Raw genomic sequence first — 26,122 nt, 5'->3', positions numbered from 1 at the left:
CGGGGATGTCGGTGGTCCGCCGAATGGCCCGAGCCTGGCCGTCCACGCGTCACGAGGTGAGCCTTTCCGACCCCGGGGAACCCTGGTCCGGCGAAGCTGCCCGACCGACGAGGGCCCCCTCCCCGCCCCGGCCGTGATTCTGCCGGAGCCCGGCCCGTCACGTGTTGGGGTACCCCTGCGGGAGGGCGTCCGCCGGATCGCCTCGGGTGATGTGTCGTCCGGGCGTACCGTGGGGTGGGAGGTGGTGAGTTGATGACTACGGAGCTGGCCGACAAAGTCCGCCGGTACCGGCGTCGCACGGGGATGAGCCAGGAGGAAATGGCCCACGCCGCAGGCGTGTCACCGGGCACCGTACGCAAGGTCGAACAGGGCGGCGCCGTCCGCATGGAGACCCTGCACGCTCTCGCCCGAGCCCTGCGGGTGACCACGGCAGCCTTGTTGGCGTCCGATGCCCCGGAGCCCGTCGGGCGGACCGAGGAGCCGAACCGCGTCAACCTGATCCAGCTCCGCGCCGCCCTCACCCCAGCCGTCGGACTCGTGGACCAGGACGCCGAAGCCGTGGGCGAAGAGCCGAACCTGCGCACCTTCCGGCGGACGCTGCAAGACGCACGGGTGCTGTACTTCTCCGACGGCTACAAGAGCGTCGCGGCTCAACTGCCCGCCCTGTTGCGTGATGCCGCACAGGCCGTCGCCTACTACGACAGCGGGGACGAGCACCGGCAGGCCCTGCTGACCCGCGCCGAGGCGCTGCGTTTGGCCGGCACCTACCTCACCCAGGTACGGCAGTACGACATCGCGTACGCCGCCCTGCGCGGCGCCGTCATGGACGCCCGTCAGGCCGGAGACATGCTTGCGGCGGGCTCTGGCGTCGGCGGCATGTGCTGGCTGCTGGTGAGACAGGGAAGGCTGGACGAGGCGGAACAGGTCGCAGCCCGGAGCATGGACGCGGTGGAGCCGAAGATCACCGGGGCCGAGCCGGACCAGTACGCGGTGTGGGGCGGCCTGGCGATGGAGGCCGCCGCCGCAGCCGCGAGGAACAACCGTCCTGACGAGGCGAAGGCGTACCGTCAGGCCGCCCGGGTCGCGGCAACCGCGGTCGGGGCAGCGCATCGCAACATCTCCCGGCACTGGTCCGTCTTCGGTTCGGTCACCGTCGCGGTCAAGGAACTCGAAGACTCCATGGTCATCGGCGACGCCCGCGCGGTGGTGCGCAGGGCCGGCGAGCAGGAGGAGCTGTCGCCCAAGGCGTGGAAGCGTTTGGGCAGGCCCAGCACCAATGACGGGAATCGCTTCACCCTCGACGTGGCGCGCGCCTACACGCGGACCGGCGACTTGTCCGCCGCCATGGACGAGTTGACCCGTGCCAGAGGAGCTGCCCCGGAGTGGCTGCGGCACCAGAACGGGGCCGCCGAGACCATGCAGGAGATCCTGGGCAAGCGCAAGCGCACCCTCACGACGGAGATGCGCGAAATGGCCGACTACCTGGGCGTTGTCGGGTAGCTGCCACGCAGCGTGGGAGTTCGTGAACCAAGGGTCGCGAACTGCCAGGGCTGCAGCCTGGGGTGACGATCAGTCAGTGCCTACGGTCGGTGTGTCCACGATCAGTGACCCAAGCCGGGGGTGCCCAGTGAGCCAGCCCAGGAGCGATGCCGACCGCATGCGTCGCAGAGACCTGTACGACGCCGCGTCGGGTGGCGGAGGTCCCCGATTACTGCCGTGGACCAGCCCGGAGGGGAAGCCCTGCTACCTCAGCACCGACGGTCGCGGCTACCTCGCCACCCTCGCCGACAACATCGAGTCGGTACAGATCGGCATGGGCAGGGAGCTGCTGGAGTACGCCCGAGACGCCACTTGCCCCAGCGCGAAGATCCTTACGGTCGGCGAATACCGCTGGCTGGCCCGCCGGTTGACCGAGGCCCTGGCGGACGCGCTCCGGGTGGCCGACTCGCGCGGGCAGCGCCTCCCCGACCGGGACGAGGACGAGGCGGACGAGGACGAGGCGGACGAGGGTGCCTGACACCGCGGACACCGGCGCACCGGTCCGCGACGCCGCACGGGGGCGCTACCGGTTCCGCGCGTACCGCGTGACCACCGTCCCCGACCCCCACGGCGGTGGCCGGCCGCCGCCTCGGCGGGCGGGGGCGGAGCGTGGGCGCCGGTCCTGTGAACGTGGTGCGTGGGGTGGTCCGTCGCGGCGGGGGGCGTGATAGGGAAAGCCCTACGGTCCGGGACCGCCGGTCGGGGAGTCCTTGTTCCCGTTCCCCTCATGGGTGACAATGTGCATGACAAAAATGCGGGTGGCCGGAGAATCTTCGGTCACCCTCCTCGTATGAGGGGACCCCCACATGAGAAAACCTCTCGGCGCCGCCCTCCTCGCCCTCGCCCTGGCCGTCGCCGGGGCCGGTGCCGCTCCCGCGGTCGCGGCGGACGTGCCGTCCTTCGGGAAGGGCGCGGGCACCGGCACCGCCTCGCTCACCTCCGTGGTCCGGGACGCCGTCACCTCCGCCACGCAGAGCCTCGGCCAGGCCCGCCGGCCCGCCGTGCAGGCCGTCGACCTCGCCGGCACCGTCGCGCTCAGCAACTGCTCCGGCTCCGTCGTGCGCTTCGCCGACTCCGAGGACAACGACCCGGCGCTCGTGATGTCCAACGGCCACTGTCTGGAGACCGGGATGCCCGCCCCCGGCGAGGTCGTGGTCGACCGGGCCTCCAGCCGGACCTTCGGGCTGCTCAACGCCGCCGGCACCCGGGTCGGCACCCTGCGCGCCAGCAAGATCGCCTACGGTGCGATGACCGACACGGACGTGTCGATCTACCAGCTCACCACCACCTACGGGCAGATCAGGAGCTCGTACGGGATCAGCGCGCTCACCATGTCGGAGACCCGCCCGGCCGCCGGCACCGCGATCACGGTCGCCTCCGGTTACTGGAAGCGGCTCTACAGCTGCAACGTGGACGGGTTCGCCTACCGACTCAAGGAGGGCGGCTGGACGTTCAAGGACTCGGTCCGCTACACCTCCGCCTGCAACACCGTCGGCGGCACCTCCGGCTCCCCGGTCGTCGACCAGGCCACCAAGCGCGTCGTCGCCGTCAACAACACCGGCAACGAGGACGGCCAGTCCTGCACGCTCAACAACCCGTGCGAGGTCGACCAGAACGGCCGGATCACCGTCCGCAAGGGCATCAACTACGCCCAGCAGACGTACGGGATCGGCGCCTGCTTCGGCGTCGGCAACAAGCTCGACCTGAGCGCGAGCGGCTGCACGCTGCCCAGGCCGTAGCGCCGCGCGGCGGGCGGTCCCGGGGCACTCGCGGCCCTCGCCGTCACCGGGGTGTCCTGCGGACCGCCCGCCCCGCCAGCACGTCCGTCCTGCGGCCGTCCTCGACGACGAACCGGCCGTCGATCAGCACGTGCGGGATGCCCGTCGGCAGCCGCCGGGGCTCCTCGAAGGTCGAACCGGCCGCCACCGTCCGCGGGTCGAACAGCACCAGGTCCGCCCGGTAGCCCTCGCGGACCAGCCCCCGGTCGGCCAGCCGCAGCCGCGCCGCCGGGCGCGAGGTCAGACGGGCCACGCACTCCTCCAGCGACAGCACCCCCAACTCCCGTACGTAGCGGCCGAGGTAGTGCGGGAAGGTGCCGTACGCGCGCGGGTGCGGCTTCGTGCCCTGGAGGATGCCGTCCGAGCCGCCCGTGTGGACGCGGTGGCGCATGATCGCCCGTACGTTCTCCTCGTGGCCCACGTGCTGGAGGATCGTCGTGCCCAGCCGGTCCGCCAGGAGCAGCCGGCGGGCGGTCACCCAGGGCTCCTCGCCCCGCTCGCGCGCCGCGCGCAGCACCGTGCGCCCCACGTGGTCCGCGAGGGCCGGGTCGCCCACACCGGAGATCTCGACGGTGTCCCACTCGACGGGCACGCCGTGGCAGCCGTCCGCCCCGACGACCTCCATGTGGTGGCGGATGCGCTCGGCGGTGGCGTCGTCCGCCAGCCGGGCCAGCACCGCCTCCGGGCCGCCCTCGCCCGCCCAGCTCGGCAGCAGGGCGACGAGCGTCGTGCAGCCGGGGGTGTACGGGTAGGTGTCCAGGCTGATGTCCGCGCCGGCCGCCAGCGCCTCGTCGAGCAGGGCCAGCAGCTCGGGCGCGCGGCCCTCGTTGACGCCGAAGTTCATGGTGGCGTGGGCGAGATGGAGGGCGCAGCCCGCCTCCCGGGTCAGCGCCACCATCTCCGCGTACGCCGCCAGGGCGCCCGCCCCGTAGGAGCGGTGGTGCGGGCAGTAGTAGCCGCCGTAGGACGCCACCACCCGGCACAGCTCGGTCAGTTCGGCGTCCTTGGCGTACATGCCCGGTGTGTACGTCAGCCCCGACGACAGCCCGACCGCGCCCTGCTCCATGCCCTCGGCCACCAGGCGCCGCATCCGGTCCAGTTCGGCGGGCGTGGCCTCGCGGTCCTCCCAGCCCACCGCGAGCGCGCGGACCGTGCCCTGCGGGATCAGATAGGCGGCGTTGACGGCGATGCCCTCGCCGCCGAACCCGGCGTCCAGCCGGTCCAGGTACTCGCCGACGGTCCGCCAGTCGAAGTCGACGTCGTCGCCGGAGCCGTTCCAGCCGGTGATCGCGCGGCGCACCTCCGCCAGCGTGCGGTCGTCGACCGGCGCGTACGACAGCCCGTCCTGGCCGACGACCTCCAGGGTGACGCCCTGGGCGGCCTTCGCGGAGTGGTCGGGGTCGCGCAGCAGCGCCAGGTCGCTGTGGGCGTGCATGTCGACGAAGCCCGGCGCGAGGACCAGGCCCTCGGCGTCCAACTCGCGTCGCGCTTCGGGCCGTTGGCAGCCCGCCGCGGCCGCCTCCTGGACGATCGACACGATCCGGCCGCAGTCCACCACCACGTCGGCGCGGTAGGACGGGCCGCCGCCGCCGTCCACGACCTCCGCGTCCCGGATGACCAGCTCCTCCATGGGTACGCCTCCTAGAAGAACGTGCGGATGTAGTCGACGACCGTCCCGTCCGCCTCGGCGACCGGGATCAGCTGCCACTTGTCGAACGACGTGCACGGGTGCGACAGCCCCATGCCGAGCCAGTCCCCGACCTCCAGGTCCGCCTCGGCGGTGGTCGCCAGCCACGCGTGCTGGTCGGACAGCCCGGTCACCGTGACGCCGTCGGCCGGGCGCTCGGCGCCGTCGCGGCGCACCGCCTGCGCCACGGGCAGATCGAGGTCGTGGGCGGCGTCGCGCTTGCCCGCGTTGGCGAACGCCTGCTCGGGGGAGGGGCGGGAGACGACCTGGGCCCACAGGCGGAAGGCCGGCTCCAGCGCGCCCTCCCGCGGCACCCGGTTGAAGGGCGTCAGTTTGCGGTAGTGGCCGTCGTCGTGCGAGACGTACGCGCCCGAGCGCAGCAACTTCAGCACCGGGAGGGAGAGTTCGGGGATCTCCGCGAAGACGTCCGCCACCGCGTCGAACCACGCGCTGCCGCCCGCGCTGACCACGATCTCCGTCAGCCCCGCGAAGCGGCCCGCCTCGTCGAACGCGGCGGCCAGCGCGACCAGCCGGCGCAGCCAGGCGCGCACCCGCTCCGGGTCCGCGCGCGGCACCTCGCCCTCGTAGCCGGCGACCCCCGCCAGCCGCAGCGTCGGCACGGCCGCCACCGCGTCCGCGACCGCCGCGCACTCCTCCCCGGTGCGCACCCCGGTGCGCGCGCCCTCGCCGGCCGCCAGCTCGACCACCACGTCCAGCGGGCGGGCGGCCCCGGCGTCCCGCAGCGCCCGGTCCATCAGCTCCACGCCGCGCACGGAGTCGACGTAGCAGACGAAGCGGAACGACGGGTCGGCGGTCAGCTCCGCGGCGATCCGGCGCAGGGCGGGCGCGTCCACCAGCTCGTTGGCGAGGAAGACGCGCTGGACGCCGAACGCCCGTGCCACGCGCACCTGGTGGGGCACGGCGAGCGTGATGCCCCAGGCGCCGCGCTCGATCTGCCGCTGGAACAGCTGGGGCGCCATGGAGGTCTTGCCGTGCGGCGCGAAGGCCAGGCCGTGGCGGGCGGCGTACGTCTCCATGAGGTCGAGGTTGTGCGCCAGGCGCTCGGCGGACAGGGCGAGCACCGGGGTGGTGAAGCCGCCGGTGAACAGGTTGCGGCGCTCGGCGGCCAGTTCGGCCACGGTCAGCCCGTCGGCGTCCGGGGGGAGGCCCTTGAAGCGGTGGTCGACGCGTTCCTCGGCCAGCCGGGCGAGCGCCTCGTTGCTCATGGAACCTCCCTGGATCCGGTGCGTTGCATTGACTGCAACGTTCATTGCGTACCTCGCTCACCGCTGTCTAACATCTCGGCCAACCGCGGGTCAACGGAGCCGCCGTCCCGCCCCCACACGACCTGGAGCCACGACGACCGTGACCCGCACCGGACCCCGCAACGCCCCCGACGGCGTCGATGTCGTCGCGCTCGGCGAGTCCATGGTCACCTTCCTGCCGTCGCGGCCGGGACGCCTCGCCGACGTACCCTCGTTCGCGCGCGGCATCGGCGGCGCCGAGTCCAACGTCGCCTGCGGGCTCGCCGCCGCGGGCCACCGGGTGCGCTGGGTCAGCCGGGTCGGCGCCGACGCGTTCGGCGACCACCTGCTCGAACGGATCGCCGCCCACGGCGTCGACACCAGCGCCGTACGGATCGACCCCGACCGCCCCACCGGCATCTACTTCCGCACCGCGGGGGACCGGGCCACCGACGCCCACGAGGTGGCCTACTACCGGGCGGGTTCGGCCGCCTCGGCGATGTCCGTGGACGACGTGGACCTCGCCGCCGCGCGCTCGGGCCGGGTGCTGCACCTGTCCGGGATCACGGCCGCGCTCTCGGCCGGCTGCCTGGACCTGCTGCGCGCCCTCGTCGCACCCCGCGAGGACGGCCCCCTCGTCTCCTTCGACGTCAACCACCGGCCCGCGCTGTGGCGCGCGCCCGGCGGCCCCGCCGTGCTGCTCGACCTGGCCCGCGCCGGCGACCTGGTGTTCGTCGGGGCGGACGAGGCCGAGGACGCCTGGGGCGCCACCGGCGGCCCCGAGGCGATCCGCGAACTGCTGCCGGGGCCGGCCGTGCTGGTGGTGAAGGAAGGGGGCCGCGGGGCCACCGCGTTCGCCACCGGACGGCCCCCCGTCTTCGTCCCCGCCCCGCACGTCGACGTCGTCGCCGCGACCGGCGCCGGAGACGCCTTCGCCGCCGGCTTCCTCTCCGCCACCCTGCGCGGCCTGCCGCTGCGCGAGCGGCTGCGCCACGGCCACCTGTGGGCCGCCGCCACCCTCGCCGCCCCCGGCGACCTGGCCCCGCCCCCCGCCCGCGACGCCGCCGACCGGCTGGCCGCCCTCGACGCCGCCGCGTGGGAGAAACTTCGACTCGGCCCCGGCTGGACGCAAGCCGCACCACGGGCCGACGAGGAGGTACGTACGCCATGAGCCAGACCGTCGACCGGGCGCTCAGCATCCTGCCGCTGCTCGCCGAGGGCCCCGCCGACCTCGGCCGGGTCGCCGACCGCCTCGGCGTCCACAAGTCCACCGCGCTGCGCCTGCTGCGCACCCTGCACGACCACGGCATGGTCTACCGCCAGTCCGACCAGCGCTACCGCCTGGGCGCGCGCCTCATCGCCCTCGCCCAGGAGGCGATGGAGAACCTCGACATCCGCGAGATCGCCCACCCCCACCTCGTCCGGCTCAACGAGCGGTGCGGGCACACCGTGCACCTCGCCGTCCACGAGGACGGCGAGGTGCTCTACATCGACAAGGTCGAGAGCCGCTACCCGGTGCGGATGTACTCGCGGATCGGCAAGCCCGTCGCCATCACCGTCGCCGCCGTGGCGAAGCTGCTGCTCGCCGACCTTCCCGAGCACGAGCGCCGGGCCTTCGCCGAACAGCTCGACTACCCCCTGTACACGGCCCGTTCCACCCCCAGCGCCCCCGCCTTCCTGCGGGAGCTGGACAAGGTGCGCGAACAGGGCTGGGCCACCGACCTCGGCGGCCACGAGGAGTCCATCAACTGCGTCGCCGCGCCGATCCGCGGCGCCGACGGCCGCGTCGTCGCCGCGATGTCGGTCTCGGCGCCCAACGTGGTCGTCACCGCCGACGAACTCCTCACCCTGCTGCCCCTGGTGCGCCGTACCGCGGACGGCATCAGCGGCGAGTACTCCGGCAGAACCCCAGTGAAGGGCACCGCATGACCGACAAGACCGCACTCACGCCGAAGACCCACACCACGCCGCCCGCGAAGTTCTCCCACGGCGTCCGCAAGGGCAACATCCTCCAGGTCGCCGGCCAGGTCGGCTTTCTCCCGGCCGTCGAGGGGCAGCCGCCGACGCCCGCCGGTCCCGCCCTGCGCGAGCAGACCCTCCAGACCCTCGCCAACGTCAAGGCGATCCTGGAGGAGGGCGGCGCCTCCTGGGACGACGTCATGATGATCCGCGTCTACCTGACCGACGTGGACCACTTCGCCGAGATGAACGGGATCTACAACACCTACTTCGAGGAGCAGGGGCTCACCCAGCCGCCCGCCGCGCGCACGACGGTCTACGTCGGCCTCCCCGCGGGACTGCTCGTCGAGATCGACGCGCTCGCCGTACTCGGCTGACGCCGCCGCACCCCCGCACGCCGCGCACGGCATGGTGCCCGTCCCTCCCCGGGGCGCCATGCCGCGAGCTCCCGTGACCGGCGGCGCCCGGCATCCACCCCTCGCGGGCGTTCACCGCCCTGGCCGCCCTGGCCGCCCTGGCCGCCCTGGCCGCCCTGGCCGTCCTGGCAGTCGCGGTCGGCTCGATCCTCGCCCCGCACGTCGGCGGCGGCTTGCGGACGGTCGCCGGGTACTTCGGCACCAGCGGACGCGACACGCCCAGGACGCGGACGGTGCGGGAGAGCGTGCCGTCGGTGGCCGGACCCGCCGCCGCGGCGGCGGTGAGCCTCGTCTTGCAGCCACCGTGGCCTGAAGGGCCCCTGGGGGAGCGGTGGTTCTTGTAACGATGCGGGGGCCGGTTGCGCGGCGCACAGGATTGTCGACCATACTGCCCGCTGTGGAGCAGCGCATAGGTTCAGGCAGCCAGCCCCTGGAGGGCGCCGGGTTCGACCCGGCCTTCATCCCCGGGCTCACCTCGCCCGCGTCCGCCGAGCCGGAGGGCGTCAAGAAGAAGGACGCCGCCGAGGAGGGCGACTCCGAACGGACGGCTCCCGGCGAGCCGGAGCGCGACGCCGCCCAGGACGCGCCGGACGCCGGCGCGCGGTCCGCCGCCGGGGACGGTGACGGCGAGGAGGGTGCCGGGGACGACGGTGCCGGGGAGGACGCGGTGCCCGTCGACGGGCCGGTGTTCGAGGCCGCCGACCGCCGGGCCCGGATCGTCGCCGACCACAAGGGCGTCCGGCTCTCGCTGGACGACCAGCGGTGCGAGTTCCGCTGGGACGAGATCGGCGCGGTGGAGACCGAGTCGCCGCGCTTCGGCAAGCGGTACACCGTCACGGTCCACACTCCCGACCGCCGCTGGTACCCGATCGAGATCGAGGCGGCGGCCAGGAGCCGCTTCACGGAGTGGGACGCGGAACTGGACGCGGTCCTCGACGCCTACTTCGACGACGGCGGCGCCGACGAGGCGGACGCCGAGGACACCGGCGCGCCGGACACCGAGGACACCGGCACGCCGGACACCGGGAAGACCGGCGCGGACGCCACCGACGCGGACGAGGCCGAGTCGGCGGACGCCGCCGCCAAGTAGCCGGTCAGCCGCAGTACTGCGCCTGCTTGCCGATCGAGCGGTACATGCAGTCGGAGTTCTCCAGCAGTTGCAGCACCGCGTCGCGGTTGCGGGCCGTCTCCCGCCCGATCACCTCGTCGGGCGGGTAGAAGCCCCCGCCGCCGGACCTCGGGTACATCTCCATGGTGTACGAGAAGACCTTCTGGCTGCCCCACAGCCAGTCGTCGATCGACCCGTCCGTGATGTACAGATCGCTGGCCTGCTCCGCGGTGTAGCCGTTGCTCGCGGCCATCTTCCCGCCGACCGCGGCGAACGCGTTGCGGTCGTCGGCCGTCATCCCGGTCGTGGTGTCGGAGTAGGTGTACCCGAACGGCCACAGCACCAGTTCGCTGTACGAGTGGAAGTCGATCGCGGCCTTGATCTGCTGCTTGCCGCCCACGACCCGGCCGCGCACGAAGTTCGCGACCTGCCGCACCTCGGGCGCCGACTCCGCCGACGCGCCCCGGTAGGTCTCCGAGGAGGCCGACGCGGACGAGCCGCCGCAGCAGCCCCACCGGTAGCCCCAGTTGCGGTTCAGGTCCGTACCGACGTACGAGGAGCCGGAGTTGGGCTGCCGGTTCTTGCGCCACGACCGGTAGGAGCCGGTCGCGATGTCGTACTCGCTGCCGTCCGGGTTCATGGTCGGCACGATCCAGATCTCGCGGTTGTTCACCATGTTCGTGACCCGGGAGTCGCTGCCGTAGCCGGACGTCAGCTCGCGCAGCAGGTACAGCGCCATCTCCACGGTGATGTGCTCGCGGGCGTGCTGCTGGCTGGTGAACAGCACCTCGGGCTCGGCCTCGTCCGTCCCCACGTTGTCGCTGATCTTGATGGCGACGAGGTTGCGGCCCTGGTACGAGGTGCCGATGACCCGCTGGCTGGCGATGGCCGGGTTGGCCGCGACGATCGAGTTGATCTGCGCGGTCATCTCCGCGTAGTTGCTGTACCCGGAGTCGCCGGAGGGGAAGTCGTTGAGCCGGACGTCGCCGTCCCCGGCGGAGCGGTCCGGGACCGCGCCGAGCGGGGTGACGTCGTAGCCGAGTCCCTTCACCTTCCTGATCTGGTCCGCCCGGCCGGAGACCACCACGCCGTGGTCGTCGGCCCGGTCCACGCTCACGCCGGTGCGCTGCAGGGCCGTGCGGTCCTCGGCGGTCGAGCGGAGGCGGACCTCGTACTGCCGTACGTCGTCGGCGGAGGAGGCCGCCCGCACTCCGCTGTCCGCGCTCGCGGGCGCGTTCGCGGAGAGCGGCGCCGCCATGGCGAGGGCGAGCAGGGTGACCAGGGCGGCGGTCCGTCTGCGGCCGCCGGTGCCCGAGCCGCGTATCCGAAGTCGCATGAATTCTCCTTGTGGGAGTGGGGGTGGGGTTCAGTGCGACGTGCGTCGTGCGGGTGTGGCGCTCATGGTGCGGTGATGGCATGGACAGGTCAAGGGTGGGGCGGTCCGTGACACCGCGAACCATCCCAAAATCGGCCGCGCAGTGTACGCGCGCCACCCTCCCCGCGAGCCGTCACGGGTGAAATCCACCCGGGCGTGTGATGCGGGCGTGCACGGTGATGCGCGACCGGTGGAGGGTGGGGGTCCGCGCGCCAGGGGAGCGGTGGGAGCGGCAGCGGCGGCAGCGGCCACAGCGAGGAGTCCGGCGCACCCGCCGGCTCCCCGGCCCCGGACCTCCCCCCACCGGTCCCCTGGCACCGGACACCCGGTCACCCTGCGACACACCCTCCGGAGAACGGCTGGTCATGGGCGGATCAGCGCCACGACGGGAACATCGGCTGCCGGTCGAGACCACCAGCTTCGTCGACCGGCGCGGCGAACTGGCCGCCGGACGCGAACTGCTGGCCAGGACCCGGCTGGTCACCCTGACCGGCCCCGGCGGTGTCGGCAAGACCCGCCTCGCCGCGCGCATCGCGTCCGGCGTGCGGCGCACCTTCCCCGACGGCGTCCACTTCGTGCCCCTCTCCGGCCTGGACGACCCCGCGCTCGTCCCGCTGGCCGTCGCCGACGCCCTCGACCTCCACGACCACTCGGCCCGCCCGCCGCTGCACGCCCTGGTCGAACGGCTGCGCGAGCACCGGCTGCTCCTGCTGATCGACAACTGCGAGCATCTGCCGGCGGCCTGCGCGCACCTGGCCGCCGCGCTGCTGCACGGCACGTCCGGCGTCCGCGTCCTCGCCACCAGCCGGCACCGGCTCGGCCTCACCGAGGAACACCTCCTGGAGGTCCGCCCCCTGCCGGTCCCCGACCCCGACGGCGACCTGAACGGCCCCGCGGGCCACCCCGCGCTCTCCCTCTTCGCCGACCGGGCCGCCGCAGTGGTCCCCGGCTTCCGGCTGACCGCCGCCAACCGCGCCGCCGTCGCCCGGCTCTGCGCCCGCCTCGACGGACTGCCCCTCGCCATCGAACTCGCCGCCGTGCGCATGCGCGTCCTCGACGTCGACCAGCTCCTCGACCGCCTCGACGACCGCTACCGCCTCCTCACCGGCGGCAGCCCCGCGGCCCTGCCCCGCCACCAGACCCTGCGCGCCGCCGTCGACTGGAGCCACGACCTGTGCACCGGGCGCGAACAGACGGTGTGGGCACGGCTGTCGGTGCTCGCGGGCGCCTTCGACCTGGCCACGGCCGAGGCGGTCTGCGCGCAGGAGGAACCCGGGCCGGACGGCGCGCGGGACGCGGGCGCCCACGACGTCCTCGACGCCGTCACCGGCCTCGTCGACAAGTCCGTCCTGTCCCGCGAGTCCGGCCCGGACGGCATCCGCTACCGCCTCCTGGACACCCTGCGCCACTACGGACTGGACCGGCTGCGCCGGCTGCCCGGCGAGGAGGCCGCCGCCCGGCGCCGCCTGCGGGACTGGATGCTGCGGCGGGCTCAGGCGTGCGAGCGGGCCTGGTTCGGTCCGGGACAGCGCGAGATCGTCGCCCGGCTGCGCGCCGACCAGGACAACCTGCGCGCGGCCCTCGACTTCAGCCTCGCCACCCCCGGCGAGCGCCGCACGGGCCTGCGCCTCGCCGGGACCCTGTGGTTCTACTGGCACGCCTGCGGCGCCCCCCGCGAGGGCCGGCACTGGCTCGACCGCGCCCTGGCCGCCGACCCCGAACCCACCCCGGAGCGGGCCCGCGCGCTGTGGGTCGCCGGACTGCTCGCGGCCTCCACCTCGGCCCTGACCGCCGGCCTGGAGCGGGCCCGCGAGGCCCACGACCTCGCCCTGCACCTCGGCGAGGCGGCCGAGGCGGCGCACGCCGAGTACGTCATCGGGGTCATCACCCTGTTCACGGACGACCTGCCGACCGCCCTGCGGCACTTCGAGGCCAGCGTCGCCCGCGGCCCCGTCCCCGGCCAGCACCTCAGCCTGCACGGGCTCGACCAGGTCGAACTCGCCTGCGCCCTGGGCTTCCTGGGCGAGGCGGACCGCGCCGTCGAGGTGTGCGAACACGCCCGGCGGCTGTGCGAGGGGCACGGCGAGGAGTGGGTGCACTCCTATGTGCTGCGCGTGCTCGCCCTCGCCCACACCGTGCGCGGCGACTGGACCCGGGCGGAGCACCAGGCATGCCGTGCCCTGCGCCTCAAGCTCGCCGTCCACGACGTCATCGGCATCGCCCTCACCCTCGACCTGCTGGCCCGTATCGCCACCGAGTCGGGCGCGCACGAGCGGGCGGCCGTCCTGCTGGGCGCCGCCGACCACACCTGGTCGGCCATCGACCAGGACCGCTGGGGCTCCCCGGCCCTGCTGAGCCCCCGCACCGACAGCGAGGCGCGGGCCGGCGAGGCCCTCGGGCGGGCGGGCTTCCGGCGGGCGTACGACCGCGGCGCGGCGCTCGCCCTGCCCGAGACCGTCGCCTACGCCGTCGGCGACACCGGGCAGCCGCACCGCCCGCGCGGCCCGGTCCGCACGGCCCGCGCCCGGCCGGCGCAGCCCGCGGCCGTGGTCCGCACCCCCGTCACCGTCACCGGCGCCGTCCTCACCCGCCGAGAGTCCGAGGTCGCCGAACTCGTCGCCCAGGGCCTGGCCAACCAGCAGATCGCCGAACGCCTGGTCATCGCCCGCCGCACCGCCGAGGGCCACGTCGAACGCATCCTCGGCAAGCTCGGCTTCAGCAACCGCAGCCAGATCGCGGCCTGGGTGGCGGCCCAGCGCTGAGCCGCCCCGCCGTGTCCCCGCCCCCGCGGGCCCGCCCGGGGCCCGCACCCCGCCCGGGAGGAGAACCCGCCCATGACCCCCCGAACCAGCCCGCCCGCCACCCCCTTCGACCACCGCATGGCCGTCTTCGGCGGCGACGAGGAGTTCCTCGCCGCCGCCCTCCCCTTCGTCACCGAGGCCCTCGGCGCCCCGGGCGAACCGCCGCCCGTGGTCATCGCCGCCCCCCGCAACCTGGACGCCCTGCGCGACGTGCTGGGACCCGGCGCCCACGGCGTCGGGCTCGTCCCGCACACCGAGTGGTACACCGGCTCCGCCGCCAACGCCATCGCCCAGGCCGCCGGTTACCTGGCCGCCCACGCCGGGCCCGGCGGCCGCATCCACCTGCTGATGGAGCCGGAGTGGGGCGGCCGGGCGGGCCGCACACCCCGCGAGGCGGCCGAGTGGATCCGCTACGAGGCCCTCGCCAACCTGCTGTTCGCCCCGCTCGCCACGACGGCCCTGTGCGCCTACGACGCCCGTCACGCCGGCCCCGCCGTCGTCGCCGCCGCCCGCCGCGCGCACCCCGACACCGAGGTCTACGAGGAGCCGGCCCGGCTCGCCGCCGAACTCGACGCCGTACCGCTGCCGCCGCCCCCGCCCGACGTCGAGCGCGTGCCCGGCCCGGCCCCCACCGCCGGGCACGTGCGCACCTGGGCGACCGTGCAGGGGCTGGCCCGCGCGGACGCCGAACTGTTCGCGACGGCCGTCGTCGAGGCGGCCGCCGCGCTCGGCCCGCTGGACTCGGCCGCACTGTGGGGCGAGGCGCCCGCCTGCGTGTGCGAACTGCGGACCGTGCGCCGCGTGGAGGACCCGCTGGCGGGCTTCGTGCCACCGCCCGGCGTGACGCCCGAACCGGGCCAGGGGCTGTGGTTCGCCCGCCAGGTGTGCGCCTACGTCGACGTCCGCGACGAGCGAGACGGCGCGAGCGTCCGGCTGCAGTACGGGTAGGGGATTGCCCCGTGCAGGTATGGAATCGGGTATTCCTCCCCGTGCGCACGGCCGCGCGCACCCGTCACTGTGGACCCATGCCGCACCGCTCCCTGGCCCGCCTGCCCGACCCCGTCCCCTCCTACGGCTCGTATCTCCAACCGCCCATGGGGGCGGGCCATCTGAGCGTCGAGTACGACCCGCGGCCCCTGGCGGTGCGCGAGGCGCGCCGGCGGACCCGGCGGCAGCTGGAGGGCTGGGGGCTGACGGACGTCGCCGACGTGGCGGAGACCGCCGAGCTGCTGGTGAGCGAGCTGGCCACGCTCGCCCTGCTGCGCTCGGCGAGCCGCTTCCGGCTCACCCTGTCCGCCGCGCACGGCACGCTGCGGTGCGAGGTCCGCGACACCGGCGACCGGGCGCGGGCGGTGCGGGCCGCCCGCGGATCGGCGGGCGGCGGCATGTTCCTGGTGGACGCGCTCTCCCGGCGCTGGGGCTGCCACCAGGACGGGCCGGGCAGGACCGTGTGGTTCGAGCTCGGCACCTGCGGGTCGCGGGACTGCGGCGGGCGCCGGACGGGCTGCGCGTGAGGTCCGCGGCGCCGGGCTGCGCGCCCCGCCCCGCGCGCCCGCGTGCGCACATCGGGTGGAGATCGCGTACGCCCTCTTGTCCCCGCCGCGCCTTTGCGCTTTCTTGACGCCCATGGCGGACACCACGGGAAACACAGCGGCAACACCTGTCGGCGCGGCGGACTCCCGTCCCCGCGAGTCCAGTTGGCGTCACATAGGCCCCGGCATCGTGGTCGCCGCGACCGGTGTCGGGGCGGGCGACCTCGTCGCCACCCTCATCGCGGGCAGCAACTTCGGCTACACCCTGCTCTGGGCGGCGGTCCTCGGCTGCCTCGTCAAGATCTCCCTCGCCGAGGCGGCGGGCCGCTGGCATCTGTCCACCGGCCGCACCCTCTTCGACGGCTGGGCCGGCCTCGGCCGCTGGACCATCTGGTTCTTCGGCGTCTACGCGGTCGTCTGGGGCTTCGTCTACGGCGCCGCCGCGATGTCGTCGAGCGCCCTGCCCCTCCAGGCCCTGTTCCCGGGCGTGATGGACCTGGAGTGGTGGGCCGTCGCGTGCGGTGTGGTGGGCCTGGTGTTCGTGTGGTTCAACAAGTACGCGGTCTTCGAGAAGGTCATGACGGTCCTGGTGGGCGTCATGTTCGTGGTGACCGTGTACCTGGCGGTCCGGGTCACCCCCAACCTCGGGGAAGCCTTCGCCGGTCTGCTGCCGGTCCTGCCCGACGAGAAGGACTCGGTCCTCAACACCCTCGGTCTCGTCGGCGGCGTCGGCGGCACCATCACGCTGGCCGCGTACGGCTACTGGGTCAACGCCAAGGGCTGGACGGACAGCGGCTGGATGAAGGTGATGCGGCTCGACAACCGCGTCGCCTACCTCACGACCGGCGTCTTCGTCGTCGCGATGCTCTTCGTCGGCGCCGAACTGCTGCACTCGGCCAACGTGGCCATCGCGAGCGGCGACAAGGGGCTGCTCCAGCTCGGCGACATCCTGGAGGACGAGTACGGCACGGCGACCGCCAAGTTCTTCCTGATCGGCTTCTTCGCCACCTCGTACACCTCCCTGATCGGCGTCTGGCACGGCGTGAGCCTGATGTTCGCCGACTTCGTCGCCCGCTTCCGGGGCCAGGGCCAGCAGAAGGGCGAGGAGGTCGCCGCCGGGACCCGCGAGCGCTCCTGGCCGTTCCGGGCGTATCTGCTGTGGCTGACGTTCCCGCCGATCGTGCTGCTCTTCCAGGGCGAGCCCTTCCGCCTGATCATCCTCTACGGCGTGCTGGGCGCGGCCTTCCTGCCCTTCCTCGCCGGCACCCTGCTCTGGCTCCTGAACTCCTCGCGCACACCGAGGGAATGGCGCAACGGCCCGCTGAGCAACGCGATGCTCGCCCTCGCGGGCCTGCTGTTCCTGGTGCTGTGCGTGAAGCAGGTCTGGGACCAGCCGTGGTCCCGGTTCTTCTGAGGCCCCCGGCACGGGCGTGCGGCGGTGCGGGGAGAACGGGCCCGCACCGCGACGCCGACGCGCCGTACGCGCTCGCAGGCCGGGCGAGGGACGAGGACCCGAGGGATGCCCCAGCAACCACCACCCGGGCCGGGCTTCGGCCCGCCGCCCCCGCGGTACGGACCGCCCCCGTACGCGCCGCCACCGCGGCAGGCGTACGCCCCCGTCGCGCAGCCGGCCGGGGTGCCGGGGCACCACCGGCCGGCGGGGTGAGGGGTCCGAGCCACCCCTCACCCCGCCGGCGGGCACGGCGCCGGCTACGACAGCGCGTGCACGTACGGGCCCACGGCGTTGGACCAGGCGTTGCCCGCGGTCGCGTCCCAGTTCGTCGACCAGGTCATCGCGCCCCGCAGGTCGGGATAGGTCCTGGACGGCTTGAACGAACCGCAGTTCGTGCCCTTGGTGAGGCAGGCGAGCGCGTTGTTCACGATCGTCGGCGACACGTAGCCGCTGCCCGCCCCGCGGGGCGAGGCAGGCAGGCCGAGGCCCACCTGGGACGGTGCCAGGCCGCCTTCCAGCTGGATGCAGGCCAGCGCGGTCAGGAAGTCCACCGAGCCCTGGCTGTAGACCTTCCCGTCGCAGCCCAGCATCGAACCGCTGTTGTAGTACTGCATGTTGACGACGGTGAGGATGTCCTTGATGTTCAGCGCCGTCTGGAAGTAGGAGTTCGACGTCGACTGCATGTCGATGGTCTGCGGCGCCATCGTGATGATCAGCGACGAGCCGGCCTTGCCGGAGAGCGAGCGCAGGGCCTGCGTCATGTAGGTGGCGTTGAGGCCGTTCTCCAGGTCGATGTCGACGCCGTCGAAGCCGTAGGACTGCATCAGCGCGTACACCGAGTTCGCGAAGTTCGCCGCCGACGCCGCGTCGTTGACCGCGACGGTGCCGCGCTCGCCGCCCACGGAGACGACGACCTTCTTGCCCGCGGCCTGCTTGGCGCGGATGTCCGCCTTGAACTGGTCGACGGTGTAGCCGTTGAGGCCGGCGGAGTCCAGGTTGAAGGTGACCGCGCCCGGCGTGCCGGTCGCGTCCGCGAAGGCCACGGCGATGATGTCGTACTGGGACTGCACGTCGGCGAGCTTCTGCACGGCGGCGCCGTTGTTGAAGTTCTGCCAGTAGCCGGTCACCGCGTGCTTGGGCAGCGCGGGGCCGGGGCCCGTCGTGGTGTTCGTCGTCCCCGTCACCGTCGCGGACTTCGGCGACTCGCCGGCCGCGTTGGTCGCGGTCACCTGGAACGGGTACGAGGTGGCGGCGGACAGGCCGGTCACCGTCGCGGAGGTGCCGCTCACCGCGGTCACCTTGGTGCCGCTGCGGTAGACGTTGTAGCCGGTCGCGCCCGAGACGGCGTTCCAGGCCAGCGAGACGGACGACGAGGTCGTGCCCGACACCCTGAGCCCGGCGGGGGCAGCGGGGACGGTCGGGCCGGGGTCGGTGCCCCCGCCGCCGTCGGGGCCGAACACGGAGACGTCGTCCGCGAAGTAGGCCGCCTGCCCGTACCAGCCCTGCGTGTACACCGTGACCGAGGTGGTCGAGGCGCCCGTGGTGAAGGTGGTGGACAGCTGCTTCCAGGACGCCGAGTCCGGTGTCCAGGTGGAGACGTCGGTGGTACCGGTGCCCGTGACGCCGAGGTAGGTGTAGCCGCCCTGCACCCAGGCGCTGAGCGAGTACGTCGAGGAGGGACGCACGGCCACGGTCTGGGAGCAGCGGGCGTTGTCCTGGCCGGCCGGCGTCCCCTTCAGCGCGGCCGCGCCGGCGCGCACCGGTGAGGAGACGGTCGTGCCGCTGTTCGCGGAACAGGTCCAGTTGCTCAGGCCGGACTCGAATCCGGCGTTCCTGGCGTTGTTGACGTCGGCCGCGGACGCCTGGCCGGCGCCGAGGAAGGTCAGGGAGAGGGCGGAGGCCACGGCTGCCGCGAGGAGGCGGGCCGGCCGTGCGAAGCGTCTGTGCGCTCTGCTTATGGACATGCCAACAAGTTGGTCCAGACCAATCCAGGTGTCAAGGGATCGGTCCGTGGAGAATCGGTGCGCGCAACCTGCCCCGATTTGGAGTGAGTTGTGCGTCGAGAGTTATTTCCCGGCTACAGAAACGCTGTTCTCCGGTCATCGCGCCGTGGATACAGTGCTGAGACAGTCACGCAATGAAGTCAATTCCGGCGCACCGGAGCAACGCCGGAGCACCGGACCGGGCGGGAAACGGGGAGCGACGCGTGTCAACTGCCGTTGCGGTCACCAGTGCCGACATGGCGCTGCCCGCGCAGGACGAGCGGACCGTGCCCGCCGTCGTGCTCCAGGACCTCGAACGCGAGCCGCTGGACGCCTCGCTGGAGGACCTCCAGCAGATCGTCGAGCAGCACGGACACCTCGTCGTGGTCTGCTCCCGGTCGGTCTCCCCGGCCGTCCTGCAACGGCTGCACACCGTGCGCTCACTGCTGGAGAGCGACCGCATCGCCCTCTTCCGCCCGGACCTGCCGCCGCTCGCCCTCGCCGTCCTCGCCCGCCAGCTGCGCCAGCTGGCCTCCTGCGACCTCGGCCCCGGCGTCCTCGCCTCGGCCGGCCGGCTGCTCACCCACTACCTGCACGCCGGAGCGCTCCTCGGCTCCGTCGCCCGCCTCGACCGCGTCCCCGTCGACCTCAAGTCGCACGCCAAGTCCTGGATGCCCGGCAGCCAGTTCGGGGTGCTCGCCCACCCGGCACCGCACCTCGCCCGCATCACCCCGCAGGTCACCCTCCCCGGCCCCGAGTTCGGCACCTCGATGCTGGTCGCCCAGGGGCAGTTGCAGTCCGACTGGGTCACCGCCACCCTGGCCCCGTCCTGGAACGCCCAGGGGCTGCGCGAGGTCGCCCTGCCCGCCGAGTCCGCCCGCTGGTGGGGCACGCCCAGGCTGATCGAGTTCTGCGCCTACCTGCCCGACCTGCCGGTGCTCCACCAACTCGTCACCTCCGTACGGCGCGGCGTCTGCCACTGGTGCGGCATCGACGTCATCGGCGACCGCTGCGTCTTCTGCTCCGCCACCCCGCCCGCCCACGAGCAGCCGGCCCGCGCAGGCTGACCGGACCCGTACGACCCCACCGCCCCCGACCGATTCCCCCAATGAGGTTGCACGGTTCATGAACTCCCGTCAGCGCCGCGGCGTGATACTCCTGCTCCTGTCGGTCCTGTGCGCCCTCGGTGCCTTCGCCGGCGTGCTGTCCGTCATCAACGACGTGAAGTCCAAGGTCGGCCCGGAGGTCTCCGCCTACCGGCTCAAGGGCGACGTGGCTCCCTACACCCCGCTGAACGCCGACCAGTTCGAGAAGATCCGGATGCCGGAGCGATGGCTCTCGCGCACCGCCGTCACCGACCTCGCCGAGATCCGCGGCAAGATCGCCGTCACCGGTCTGCGGGCCGGCTCCCTGCTCCAGAAGGACATGGTCGTCGACCAGCCCGCCCTCAAGGCCGACGAGCAGGAACTCGCCATCATGATCGACGCGGCCACCGGAGTCGCCGGCAAGATCACCCCGGGCTCCAGGGTGAACGTCTACGCCACCTTCCCGGGACAGCGCCAGGGCGCCGCCGACCAGTCCCGGCTCATCGTGGCGAACGCCCGCGTCATCGACGTCGGCCGGCTCACCTCCCTCGAACCCGACCGCACGGACCGCGCGCGCCGGCCCACCGAGGCCGTCCCGATCACCTTCGCGCTGCGGACCGCCGACGCCCAGCGCATCACCTACGCCGAGTCCTTCGCCGACGAGGTCCGGCTCGCCCTGGTGGCCCCGGGCGGCACCTCCGACACCGCCCCCGCGGACCGCACCTACGAACTCGCCAAGGACAAGTGAGAGGCCCCCATGCCCACGAGGATCCTCCCGGCCGTCGGCGACGCGGACGCGGTCCGTACCCTCACGAACCTGCTCAGCCAGCTCCCCGACGCCGAGCCGGTCACCCCCGTCACCGACTCCACCCAGCTGGTCGACACCCTCGCCCGGCTCGCCGCCGAGTCCATCGACGAACTGCCCGAGGTCGTCGTCGTCCACGAGCGCATCGGCCCCGTACCGGCCCTGGAACTCATCCGGGACGTCGCCCTGCGCTTCCCGGCCGTCGGCGTCATCCTCGTCACCTCCGACGCCGGACCGGGCCTGTTCCAGGCCGCCATGGACTACGGCGCCCGGGGCCTGGTCGGACTGCCCCTGCACTACGAGGAACTGGCCAGCCGGGTCCACGCCGTGGCCCAGTGGTCGGTGGGCGTACGGCGCCATCTGGGCGCCGGGGCCGACGTGTTCCACGGCGCAGGCGGCACCGTGGTGACGGTCAGCGGCGCCAAGGGCGGGGTGGGCACCAGCCTCACCGCCGTCCAACTCGCCCTCGCCGCGCAGGCGTCCGGCCGCGCGACCGCCCTGCTCGACATGGACCTCCAGACCGGGGACATCGCCTCCTACCTCGACATCCAGTTCCGCCGCTCGGTGGCCGACCTCGCCGCCATCAGCGACATCACCCCCCGCGTCCTCGCCGACGCCGTCTTCCGCCACGACAGCGGGCTCGCCCTGCTGCTCGCCCCCGGCGACGGCGAGCGCGGCGAGGACGTCACCGACCGGGCCGCCCGGCACATCGTCGCCGCCCTGCGCGCCCGCTACGAGGTCGTCGTCATCGACTGCGGCGCCCAGCTCACCGGCGCGGGCGCCGCCGCCATCGAGTCCGCCGACACCGCGCTGCTCGTCACCACCCCCGACGTCGTCGCCGTGCGCGGCGCCAAGCGGACCGTACGGATGTGGGACCGCCTCCAGATCCGCAAGGCGGAGGAGACCACCGTCGTCGTCAACCGCCACACCCGCGCCACCGAGATCCAGCCCGCCCTGATCCAGCGCATCACCGGCACCGCGGTCGCCGCCACCACGGTCCCCGCCCACTTCAAGGAGCTCCAGGGCGCCGTCGACGCGGGCCGCGTGCACGAACTCGACCACAAGTCCACCGTCAAGCAGGCACTGTGGGCGCTCGCCGGGGAACTGGGCCTGGTCAAGGGCACCGAGCAGGCCGCACGCCCCCGGAGCGCGCGGCACCGCGGCGCCGAGCGGGCGGCACCGACCTTCCGCAGGCGCAAGGAGCTCGGGCGGTGAGGCGGCGGCGGGGGGACGGCGGCCAGGTGGCGGTCGAGTTCCTGGGCATGCTGCCCCTGATCGTCGTCACCCTGGTCCTGCTGTGGCAGTGCGTGCTCGTGGGGTACACCTTCACGCTCGCGGGGAATGCTGCGGACGAGGCGGCGCGGGCCGGCGCGGTGGCGTCGCCCGGAGAGCGGGAGGGGGCGTGCCGGCAGGCCGCACTGGACGAACTCCCCGACGCCTGGAGCGGCGGTGTCGACTGCGGCGCCCGGGGCGGCCTCGTCACCGCCGAGGTCACCCTCCGGGTCCCCGTCCTCTTCCCCGGCGCGATCGGCTTCCCCCTGGACGTCCGCGGGCGCGCCGGCGCGGTCGAGGAGGAGAAGGACTGAGATGCCGTACGCCAGGAAGGCCCGCGACCGCGGCCAGGTCGCCCTCGAATACCTCGGGTTCGTCCCGGTCCTGCTCCTCGTCGCGCTGGCCGGGATCCAGGTCGGGCTCATCGCCTACGCCGCCCAGCAGGCCGGCACGGCGGCCCGCGCGGGCGCCCGCGCCGCCTCGCTGGAGCAGAGCGCGCAGGCGGCCTGCTCGAACGCCGTCAGCGACTGGCTCACCGTCACCTGCGGCGCCGGCGGGGGAGGCGACGAGGTGACCGTCACCGCCGTCGTGCGGATCCCCTCCGTCGTCCCCGGCTGGCAGTTCGACCCCGCCGAGAAGACCGCCACCATGCCGCTCGACCGCACCGGCGCCGAACGAGGAACCCCATGAGCCTGAGGTCACGCATCAACACCCCCGAGGACAACGGCGGGAGGGGCGAGGAGGGCCACCTGGTCTCCTCCTACCGGGCCAAGCTCCTCCAGGAGATCGACCTCGCGGAGATGAGCTCGCTGGCCGCGGCCGAGCGCCGGGCCCGCCTGGAACGCGTCCTCGGGCACATCATCAGCCGCGAGGGGCCCGTGCTCTCGACCGCCGAGCGCGCCCAGCTGATCCGCCGCGTCGTCGACGAGGCACTCGGCCTCGGCATCCTGGAACCGCTCCTGGAGGACCCGTCCATCACCGAGATCATGGTGAACGGCCCCGACGCGATCTTCGTCGAACGGGGCGGCCGCGTCGAGCAGTTGCCGCTGCGCTTCCCCTCCCACGACCAGCTGATGCAGACCATCGAGCGCATCGTCTCCACCGTGAACCGGCGCGTCGACGAGTCCAACCCCATGGTGGACGCCCGGCTGCCCTCCGGCGAGCGCGTCAACGTCATCATCCCGCCGCTGTCCCTGACCGGCGCCACCCTCACGATCCGCCGCTTCCCGCGCTCCTTCACCCTGCACGAGATGACCGGCCTCGGCTCCCTGGACGAGCCCATGGTGTACCTGCTGGCCGGACTCGTGCAGGCGAAGTCCAACATCATCGTCTCGGGCGCCACCGGCACCGGGAAGACGACCCTGCTCAACGCCCTGTCCGGCCTCATCCCCGAGACCGAGCGCATCATCACCATCGAGGACTCCGCCGAACTCCAGCTCCAGCAGGGGCACGTGATCCGGCTGGAGTCCCGCCCCCCGAACGTCGAGGGCAAGGGCCGTATCACCATCCGCGACCTGGTCCGCAACTCCCTGCGGATGCGCCCCGACCGCATCGTCGTCGGCGAGGTCCGCGGCGGCGAGTCCCTCGACATGCTCCAGGCCATGTCGACCGGCCACGACGGCTCCCTGGCCACCGTGCACGCCAGCAGCGCCGAGGACGCCCTGATGCGGCTGAAGACCCTCGCGTCCATGTCCGACGTCACCGTCCCCTTCGAGGCGCTGCACGACCAGATCAACAGCGCGGTGGACGTCCTCGTCCAGCTGACCCGCTTCCCGGACGGCGCCCGCCGCGTCACCGAGATCGCCGTCCTCGACAGCCACGGCGCCGAGCCCTACCGCCTGGTGACCGTCGCCCGCTTCGACGCCCGGCCCATGACGGCGGACGGCCGCGTCCACGGCACCTTCCTGCACCACCCGCTGCCCCGCCGCACCGCCGAACGCCTCTACATGGCGGGCCAGCCGGTCCCGCAGGCGTTCGGCGTCGCCTCCTCCCCGCTCGAACTCGCCGCCCGAGAAGCCAGGTAGGACCCCGCCCATGGACCTCCAGACCCGTATCGCCCTCACGACCGGCACCGCGCTGCTGACCTGCGTCCTGGCCGTGGCCGGCGTGCACGCCTACGCGGCCGGCCGGGCCCGGCGCCAGGCCCTGGTCGAACGGCTGGCCGCCACCGGCCAGCTCACCGGCCCCGGCGGCCGGCGGCGCCGCTTCGCCGGACTCGACCGCCGGCTGCGCCGCACCGCCCTGGGCAGGCGGCTCGGACTGCGGCTGACGGCGACCGGCCTGGACATCACACCGGGCGAGTTCTTCGTCTGGATGCTGGCGGCCGTCGCGGGCCTCTGGCTCGTCGGACAGGCCGCGCTCGCCCCCTTCTTCGGCCCCATCGCCGGACTGCTCGGCGTGTGGGCGGCCGTGCAGTTCCTCAACTGGCAGCGCCAGAAGCGCATCGAGCGGTTCATCAACCAGCTCCCCGAACTCGCCCGCATCCTCGCCAACGCCGCCCACGCCGGACTCGCCCTGCGCACCGCCCTCGGCCTCGCGGCCGAGGAACTGGAGGCACCCGCCGGCGAGGAACTGGCCAAGGTGTCCCACCAGCTCGCCCTCGGCGCCTCCATGGACGACGCCCTGGGCGAGCTCGCCGAACGGCTCCCCTCACGCGAACTCGTCGTCCTCGTCACCACGCTGGTCCTCTCCCACCGGGCCGGCGGCCAGGTGGTGAGCGCGCTGCGCAACCTCACCGAGACGCTGGAGGAACGCAAGGAGACCCGGCGCGAGGTCCGCACCCAGCTCGCCCAGGTCAGCATGACCTCGTACGCCGTGCCCGTGCTCGGCGTCGGCTCGCTCTTCCTGATGAACGGCGTCCAGGACGGCGCCCTGGACCGCATGACCGGCTCACCGCTCGGCCAGGCGGCGGTACTGATCGCGTTCGGCCTGTACGCGGTCGGCTTCTTCCTGATCCGCCGCATGTCGCGGATCGACGTCTGAGCCGCCGGAAGCATCCGGGGAAGGGAGAGCGACGACATGGGACCGGGACCGCTGGGCCTGCTGCTCGCACTGGCCATGGGGCTGAGCGTGGCGGGCGTCTTCGCCGGCATCCGCATGTACCGGGCGGAGACCAGACTGCCCGCCGACCTCGCGCTGGCACTGGAGGTCGGCGCGACCCGCACCGGCGCCGTCCACTCGCTGGTCGACCGCATGGGCATGCGCTACGCCCCCGCGGTCCTGCGCCTGATGGGCCCCGCGCTCGTCGCCCGCTACCGCCGCAGGATCGACCTCGCGGGCAACCCCGGCGGCCTGACCATCGACCGCTACGCCGCCCGCCGCGCCGTCTACGGCCTCCTGGGCGCGACCGGCTTCCTGGTCTTCCTGATGCGCGGCCAGTTCCTGGTGGCGCTGCTGCTCCTCGCCTTCGGCGCGTTCTGGACCGAGGTCGGCATCTGGGCGGCGATCCGCATCAGGAAGGACGAGATCGAGCGCACCCTGCCGGACTTCCTGGACGTCCTGGCCGTCGTCGTCAGCGCCGGCCTCGGCTTCCGCCAGGCGCTCGACCGCGTCGCCGAGCGGTACGAGGGCCCCTGGGCCGACGAACTGCGCATCACCCTGCGCCAGATGGACCTCGGCATGAGCCGCCGCCAGGCGTTCACGGAACTGCGCCGGCGCAACGACTCCGAACAGGTCGCCATGTTCGTCACCGCCCTCCAGCAGGGCGAGGAACTCGGCGCCCCGATCGTCGACACCCTGGTCGCCCTCGCCAAGGACATGCGCCGCACCGACGCCCAGAACGCCCGGCGCAAGGCCGCCCGCGCGGTGCCCAGGGCCACGCTGATGATCACCACGTTCATGGTCCCGGCGACGATGCTCCTGCTCGGTGCCGGACTGCTGCTCGGCTCGGGCACGGACTTCGGGTCGCTCACGGGGGAATGACGGGGGCACAGGGGAGGGAGGGGGAGGGACATGGCGGGAATCCCGGTACGGCTGCGGGGCGCCGCGGCGGCGGAGCGCGGGGCCGGCGGGCGGCGGGCGGGCCTTCGCCTGCCACGGCGCCGCCCGGCCCCCCGCACGGCACGAACCCGCGCGCGGCAGCCGAGA

23 protein-coding genes are annotated in these 26,122 nt (G+C 73.5%); 19 read left to right on the top strand and 4 right to left on the bottom strand.

Features of this window, described 5'->3' with window-relative positions; translation table 11 throughout:
• Positions 1-252: 252 nt before the first annotated feature.
• The 3 genes from SZN_RS11925 (at position 253) to SZN_RS11915 (ending at position 3,278) form a co-directional block, all read left to right on the top strand.
• Positions 253-1,500, top strand: coding sequence for a helix-turn-helix domain-containing protein (locus tag SZN_RS11925; RefSeq protein WP_043730116.1), 1,248 nt, complete (start codon positions 253-255; stop codon positions 1,498-1,500).
• A 157-nt stretch (positions 1,501-1,657) separates the two neighbouring features.
• Positions 1,658-2,017 carry a hypothetical protein gene (locus SZN_RS11920; RefSeq protein WP_050815049.1) on the top strand — a complete coding sequence of 120 codons (360 nt, stop codon included), beginning with the start codon at positions 1,658-1,660 and terminating at the stop codon, positions 2,015-2,017.
• Between the two features lie 328 nt (positions 2,018-2,345).
• Positions 2,346-3,278 (top strand): trypsin-like peptidase domain-containing protein, encoded by a 933-nt coding sequence (locus SZN_RS11915; protein WP_007494633.1) that lies wholly within the window; start codon positions 2,346-2,348, stop codon positions 3,276-3,278.
• Positions 3,279-3,321: 43 nt separating this feature from the next.
• Here SZN_RS11915 and SZN_RS11910 read toward each other — a convergent pair whose 3' ends face one another.
• Both SZN_RS11910 and SZN_RS11905 read right to left on the bottom strand, forming a co-directional pair.
• Complete coding sequence (locus tag SZN_RS11910) at positions 3,322-4,947, bottom strand: N-acyl-D-amino-acid deacylase family protein (protein ID WP_007494631.1); 1,626 nt, start codon at positions 4,945-4,947, stop codon at positions 3,322-3,324.
• 11 nt (positions 4,948-4,958) lie between these two features.
• Positions 4,959-6,230 carry an amino acid deaminase gene (locus tag SZN_RS11905; protein WP_007494629.1) on the bottom strand — a complete coding sequence of 424 codons (1,272 nt, stop codon included), beginning with the start codon at positions 6,228-6,230 and terminating at the stop codon, positions 4,959-4,961.
• 139 nt (positions 6,231-6,369) lie between these two features.
• Here SZN_RS11905 and SZN_RS11900 point away from each other — a divergent pair, with 139 nt between their 5' ends.
• From SZN_RS11900 to SZN_RS11885, 4 genes are all read left to right on the top strand, one after another.
• Positions 6,370-7,419: a sugar kinase gene (locus tag SZN_RS11900; RefSeq protein ID WP_007494627.1), complete on the top strand. Its 1,050-nt coding sequence runs from the start codon at positions 6,370-6,372 to the stop codon at positions 7,417-7,419.
• Positions 7,416-8,177, top strand: coding sequence for an IclR family transcriptional regulator (locus SZN_RS11895; RefSeq protein ID WP_007494625.1), 762 nt, complete (start codon positions 7,416-7,418; stop codon positions 8,175-8,177). The genes SZN_RS11900 and SZN_RS11895 overlap by 4 nt, the downstream gene beginning before the upstream one ends.
• Complete coding sequence (locus SZN_RS11890) at positions 8,174-8,584, top strand: RidA family protein (RefSeq protein ID WP_007494623.1); 411 nt, start codon at positions 8,174-8,176, stop codon at positions 8,582-8,584. The genes SZN_RS11895 and SZN_RS11890 overlap by 4 nt, the downstream gene beginning before the upstream one ends.
• A gap of 436 nt (positions 8,585-9,020) precedes the next feature.
• Positions 9,021-9,713: a hypothetical protein gene (locus SZN_RS11885; protein WP_007494621.1), complete on the top strand. Its 693-nt coding sequence runs from the start codon at positions 9,021-9,023 to the stop codon at positions 9,711-9,713.
• Between the two features lie 4 nt (positions 9,714-9,717).
• On the opposite strand, the gene SZN_RS11880 is transcribed toward SZN_RS11885, so the two are convergent.
• Entirely contained in the window at positions 9,718-11,067 is a 1,350-nt protein-coding gene (locus SZN_RS11880; protein ID WP_007494619.1) for a M14 family metallopeptidase, read from the bottom strand.
• Between the two features lie 404 nt (positions 11,068-11,471).
• Here SZN_RS11880 and SZN_RS11875 point away from each other — a divergent pair, with 404 nt between their 5' ends.
• The 4 genes from SZN_RS11875 to SZN_RS11860 all read left to right on the top strand — a co-directional run bounded on the left by SZN_RS11875 (position 11,472) and on the right by SZN_RS11860 (position 16,853).
• Entirely contained in the window at positions 11,472-13,868 is a 2,397-nt protein-coding gene (locus SZN_RS11875) for an ATP-binding protein (RefSeq protein WP_007494618.1), read from the top strand.
• 72 nt (positions 13,869-13,940) lie between these two features.
• Positions 13,941-14,855: an MEDS domain-containing protein gene (locus tag SZN_RS11870; RefSeq protein ID WP_007494616.1), complete on the top strand. Its 915-nt coding sequence runs from the start codon at positions 13,941-13,943 to the stop codon at positions 14,853-14,855.
• Positions 14,856-14,932: 77 nt separating this feature from the next.
• Entirely contained in the window at positions 14,933-15,421 is a 489-nt protein-coding gene (locus SZN_RS11865) for an ATP-binding protein (RefSeq protein WP_007494615.1), read from the top strand.
• 112 nt (positions 15,422-15,533) lie between these two features.
• Entirely contained in the window at positions 15,534-16,853 is a 1,320-nt protein-coding gene (locus tag SZN_RS11860; protein WP_043730110.1) for an Nramp family divalent metal transporter, read from the top strand.
• Positions 16,854-17,149: 296 nt separating this feature from the next.
• Here the strand turns inward: SZN_RS11860 and SZN_RS11855 are convergent, their stop codons facing one another.
• Positions 17,150-18,856: a chitinase gene (locus tag SZN_RS11855; RefSeq protein WP_043730107.1), complete on the bottom strand. Its 1,707-nt coding sequence runs from the start codon at positions 18,854-18,856 to the stop codon at positions 17,150-17,152.
• Positions 18,857-19,131: 275 nt separating this feature from the next.
• On the opposite strand from SZN_RS11855, the gene SZN_RS11850 reads away from it, so the two are divergent.
• The 8 genes from SZN_RS11850 to SZN_RS11815 are packed head-to-tail and all read left to right on the top strand — an operon-like array spanning position 19,132 to position 25,957.
• Positions 19,132-19,941, top strand: a complete 810-nt coding sequence (locus tag SZN_RS11850; RefSeq protein WP_007494612.1) for a hypothetical protein — start codon at positions 19,132-19,134, stop codon at positions 19,939-19,941.
• Positions 19,942-19,999: 58 nt separating this feature from the next.
• Positions 20,000-20,707 carry a Flp pilus assembly protein CpaB gene (cpaB, locus tag SZN_RS11845; protein ID WP_007494611.1) on the top strand — a complete coding sequence of 236 codons (708 nt, stop codon included), beginning with the start codon at positions 20,000-20,002 and terminating at the stop codon, positions 20,705-20,707.
• 9 nt (positions 20,708-20,716) lie between these two features.
• Positions 20,717-21,979 (top strand): CpaE/TadZ family protein, encoded by a 1,263-nt coding sequence (locus SZN_RS11840; RefSeq protein WP_007494609.1) that lies wholly within the window; start codon positions 20,717-20,719, stop codon positions 21,977-21,979.
• Between the two features lie 47 nt (positions 21,980-22,026).
• On the top strand, positions 22,027-22,350 hold the full coding sequence (locus tag SZN_RS11835; protein ID WP_244313339.1) for a pilus assembly protein: 324 nt from the start codon (positions 22,027-22,029) through the stop codon (positions 22,348-22,350).
• A gap of 1 nt (position 22,351) precedes the next feature.
• Positions 22,352-22,726, top strand: coding sequence for a TadE/TadG family type IV pilus assembly protein (locus SZN_RS11830; RefSeq protein ID WP_007494605.1), 375 nt, complete (start codon positions 22,352-22,354; stop codon positions 22,724-22,726).
• A complete protein-coding gene (locus SZN_RS11825; RefSeq protein ID WP_007494603.1) occupies positions 22,723-24,060 on the top strand; it encodes a TadA family conjugal transfer-associated ATPase in 1,338 nt (445 codons plus the stop codon). Before SZN_RS11830 ends, SZN_RS11825 begins: the two co-directional genes overlap by 4 nt.
• A gap of 10 nt (positions 24,061-24,070) precedes the next feature.
• Positions 24,071-25,018, top strand: coding sequence for a type II secretion system F family protein (locus SZN_RS11820; RefSeq protein ID WP_007494601.1), 948 nt, complete (start codon positions 24,071-24,073; stop codon positions 25,016-25,018).
• Positions 25,019-25,054: 36 nt separating this feature from the next.
• Positions 25,055-25,957: a DUF5936 domain-containing protein gene (locus tag SZN_RS11815; RefSeq protein WP_007494599.1), complete on the top strand. Its 903-nt coding sequence runs from the start codon at positions 25,055-25,057 to the stop codon at positions 25,955-25,957.
• Positions 25,958-26,122: the final 165 nt, after the last annotated feature.

The sequence above is a fragment of the Streptomyces zinciresistens K42 genome, assembly GCF_000225525.1.
Classification (GTDB): domain Bacteria; phylum Actinomycetota; class Actinomycetes; order Streptomycetales; family Streptomycetaceae; genus Streptomyces; species Streptomyces zinciresistens.
The sequence above is the reverse complement of the archived record's forward strand: the minus strand, read 5'-3'. Positions and strand labels throughout refer to the sequence as shown.

Bases quoted from the DNA above. Each gene is read 5' to 3' on its own strand.
- SZN_RS11925 (WP_043730116.1), top strand. From the start codon at position 253: ATGACTACGGAGCTGGCCGACAAAGTCCGCCGGTACCGGCGTCGCACG.
- SZN_RS11920 (WP_050815049.1), top strand. From the start codon at position 1,658: ATGCGTCGCAGAGACCTGTACGACGCCGCGTCGGGTGGCGGAGGTCCC.
- SZN_RS11915 (WP_007494633.1), top strand. From the start codon at position 2,346: ATGAGAAAACCTCTCGGCGCCGCCCTCCTCGCCCTCGCCCTGGCCGTC.
- SZN_RS11910 (WP_007494631.1), bottom strand. From the start codon at position 4,947: ATGGAGGAGCTGGTCATCCGGGACGCGGAGGTCGTGGACGGCGGCGGC.
- SZN_RS11905 (WP_007494629.1), bottom strand. From the start codon at position 6,230: ATGAGCAACGAGGCGCTCGCCCGGCTGGCCGAGGAACGCGTCGACCAC.
- SZN_RS11895 (WP_007494625.1), top strand. From the start codon at position 7,416: ATGAGCCAGACCGTCGACCGGGCGCTCAGCATCCTGCCGCTGCTCGCC.
- SZN_RS11890 (WP_007494623.1), top strand. From the start codon at position 8,174: ATGACCGACAAGACCGCACTCACGCCGAAGACCCACACCACGCCGCCC.
- SZN_RS11880 (WP_007494619.1), bottom strand. From the start codon at position 11,067: ATGCGACTTCGGATACGCGGCTCGGGCACCGGCGGCCGCAGACGGACC.
- SZN_RS11875 (WP_007494618.1), top strand. From the start codon at position 11,472: ATGGGCGGATCAGCGCCACGACGGGAACATCGGCTGCCGGTCGAGACC.
- SZN_RS11870 (WP_007494616.1), top strand. From the start codon at position 13,941: ATGACCCCCCGAACCAGCCCGCCCGCCACCCCCTTCGACCACCGCATG.
- SZN_RS11865 (WP_007494615.1), top strand. From the start codon at position 14,933: ATGCCGCACCGCTCCCTGGCCCGCCTGCCCGACCCCGTCCCCTCCTAC.
- SZN_RS11860 (WP_043730110.1), top strand. From the start codon at position 15,534: ATGGCGGACACCACGGGAAACACAGCGGCAACACCTGTCGGCGCGGCG.
- SZN_RS11855 (WP_043730107.1), bottom strand. From the start codon at position 18,856: ATGTCCATAAGCAGAGCGCACAGACGCTTCGCACGGCCGGCCCGCCTC.
- SZN_RS11850 (WP_007494612.1), top strand. From the start codon at position 19,132: ATGGCGCTGCCCGCGCAGGACGAGCGGACCGTGCCCGCCGTCGTGCTC.
- cpaB (WP_007494611.1), top strand. From the start codon at position 20,000: ATGAACTCCCGTCAGCGCCGCGGCGTGATACTCCTGCTCCTGTCGGTC.
- SZN_RS11840 (WP_007494609.1), top strand. From the start codon at position 20,717: ATGCCCACGAGGATCCTCCCGGCCGTCGGCGACGCGGACGCGGTCCGT.
- SZN_RS11835 (WP_244313339.1), top strand. From the start codon at position 22,027: ATGCTGCCCCTGATCGTCGTCACCCTGGTCCTGCTGTGGCAGTGCGTG.
- SZN_RS11830 (WP_007494605.1), top strand. From the start codon at position 22,352: ATGCCGTACGCCAGGAAGGCCCGCGACCGCGGCCAGGTCGCCCTCGAA.
- SZN_RS11825 (WP_007494603.1), top strand. From the start codon at position 22,723: ATGAGCCTGAGGTCACGCATCAACACCCCCGAGGACAACGGCGGGAGG.
- SZN_RS11820 (WP_007494601.1), top strand. From the start codon at position 24,071: ATGGACCTCCAGACCCGTATCGCCCTCACGACCGGCACCGCGCTGCTG.
- SZN_RS11815 (WP_007494599.1), top strand. From the start codon at position 25,055: ATGGGACCGGGACCGCTGGGCCTGCTGCTCGCACTGGCCATGGGGCTG.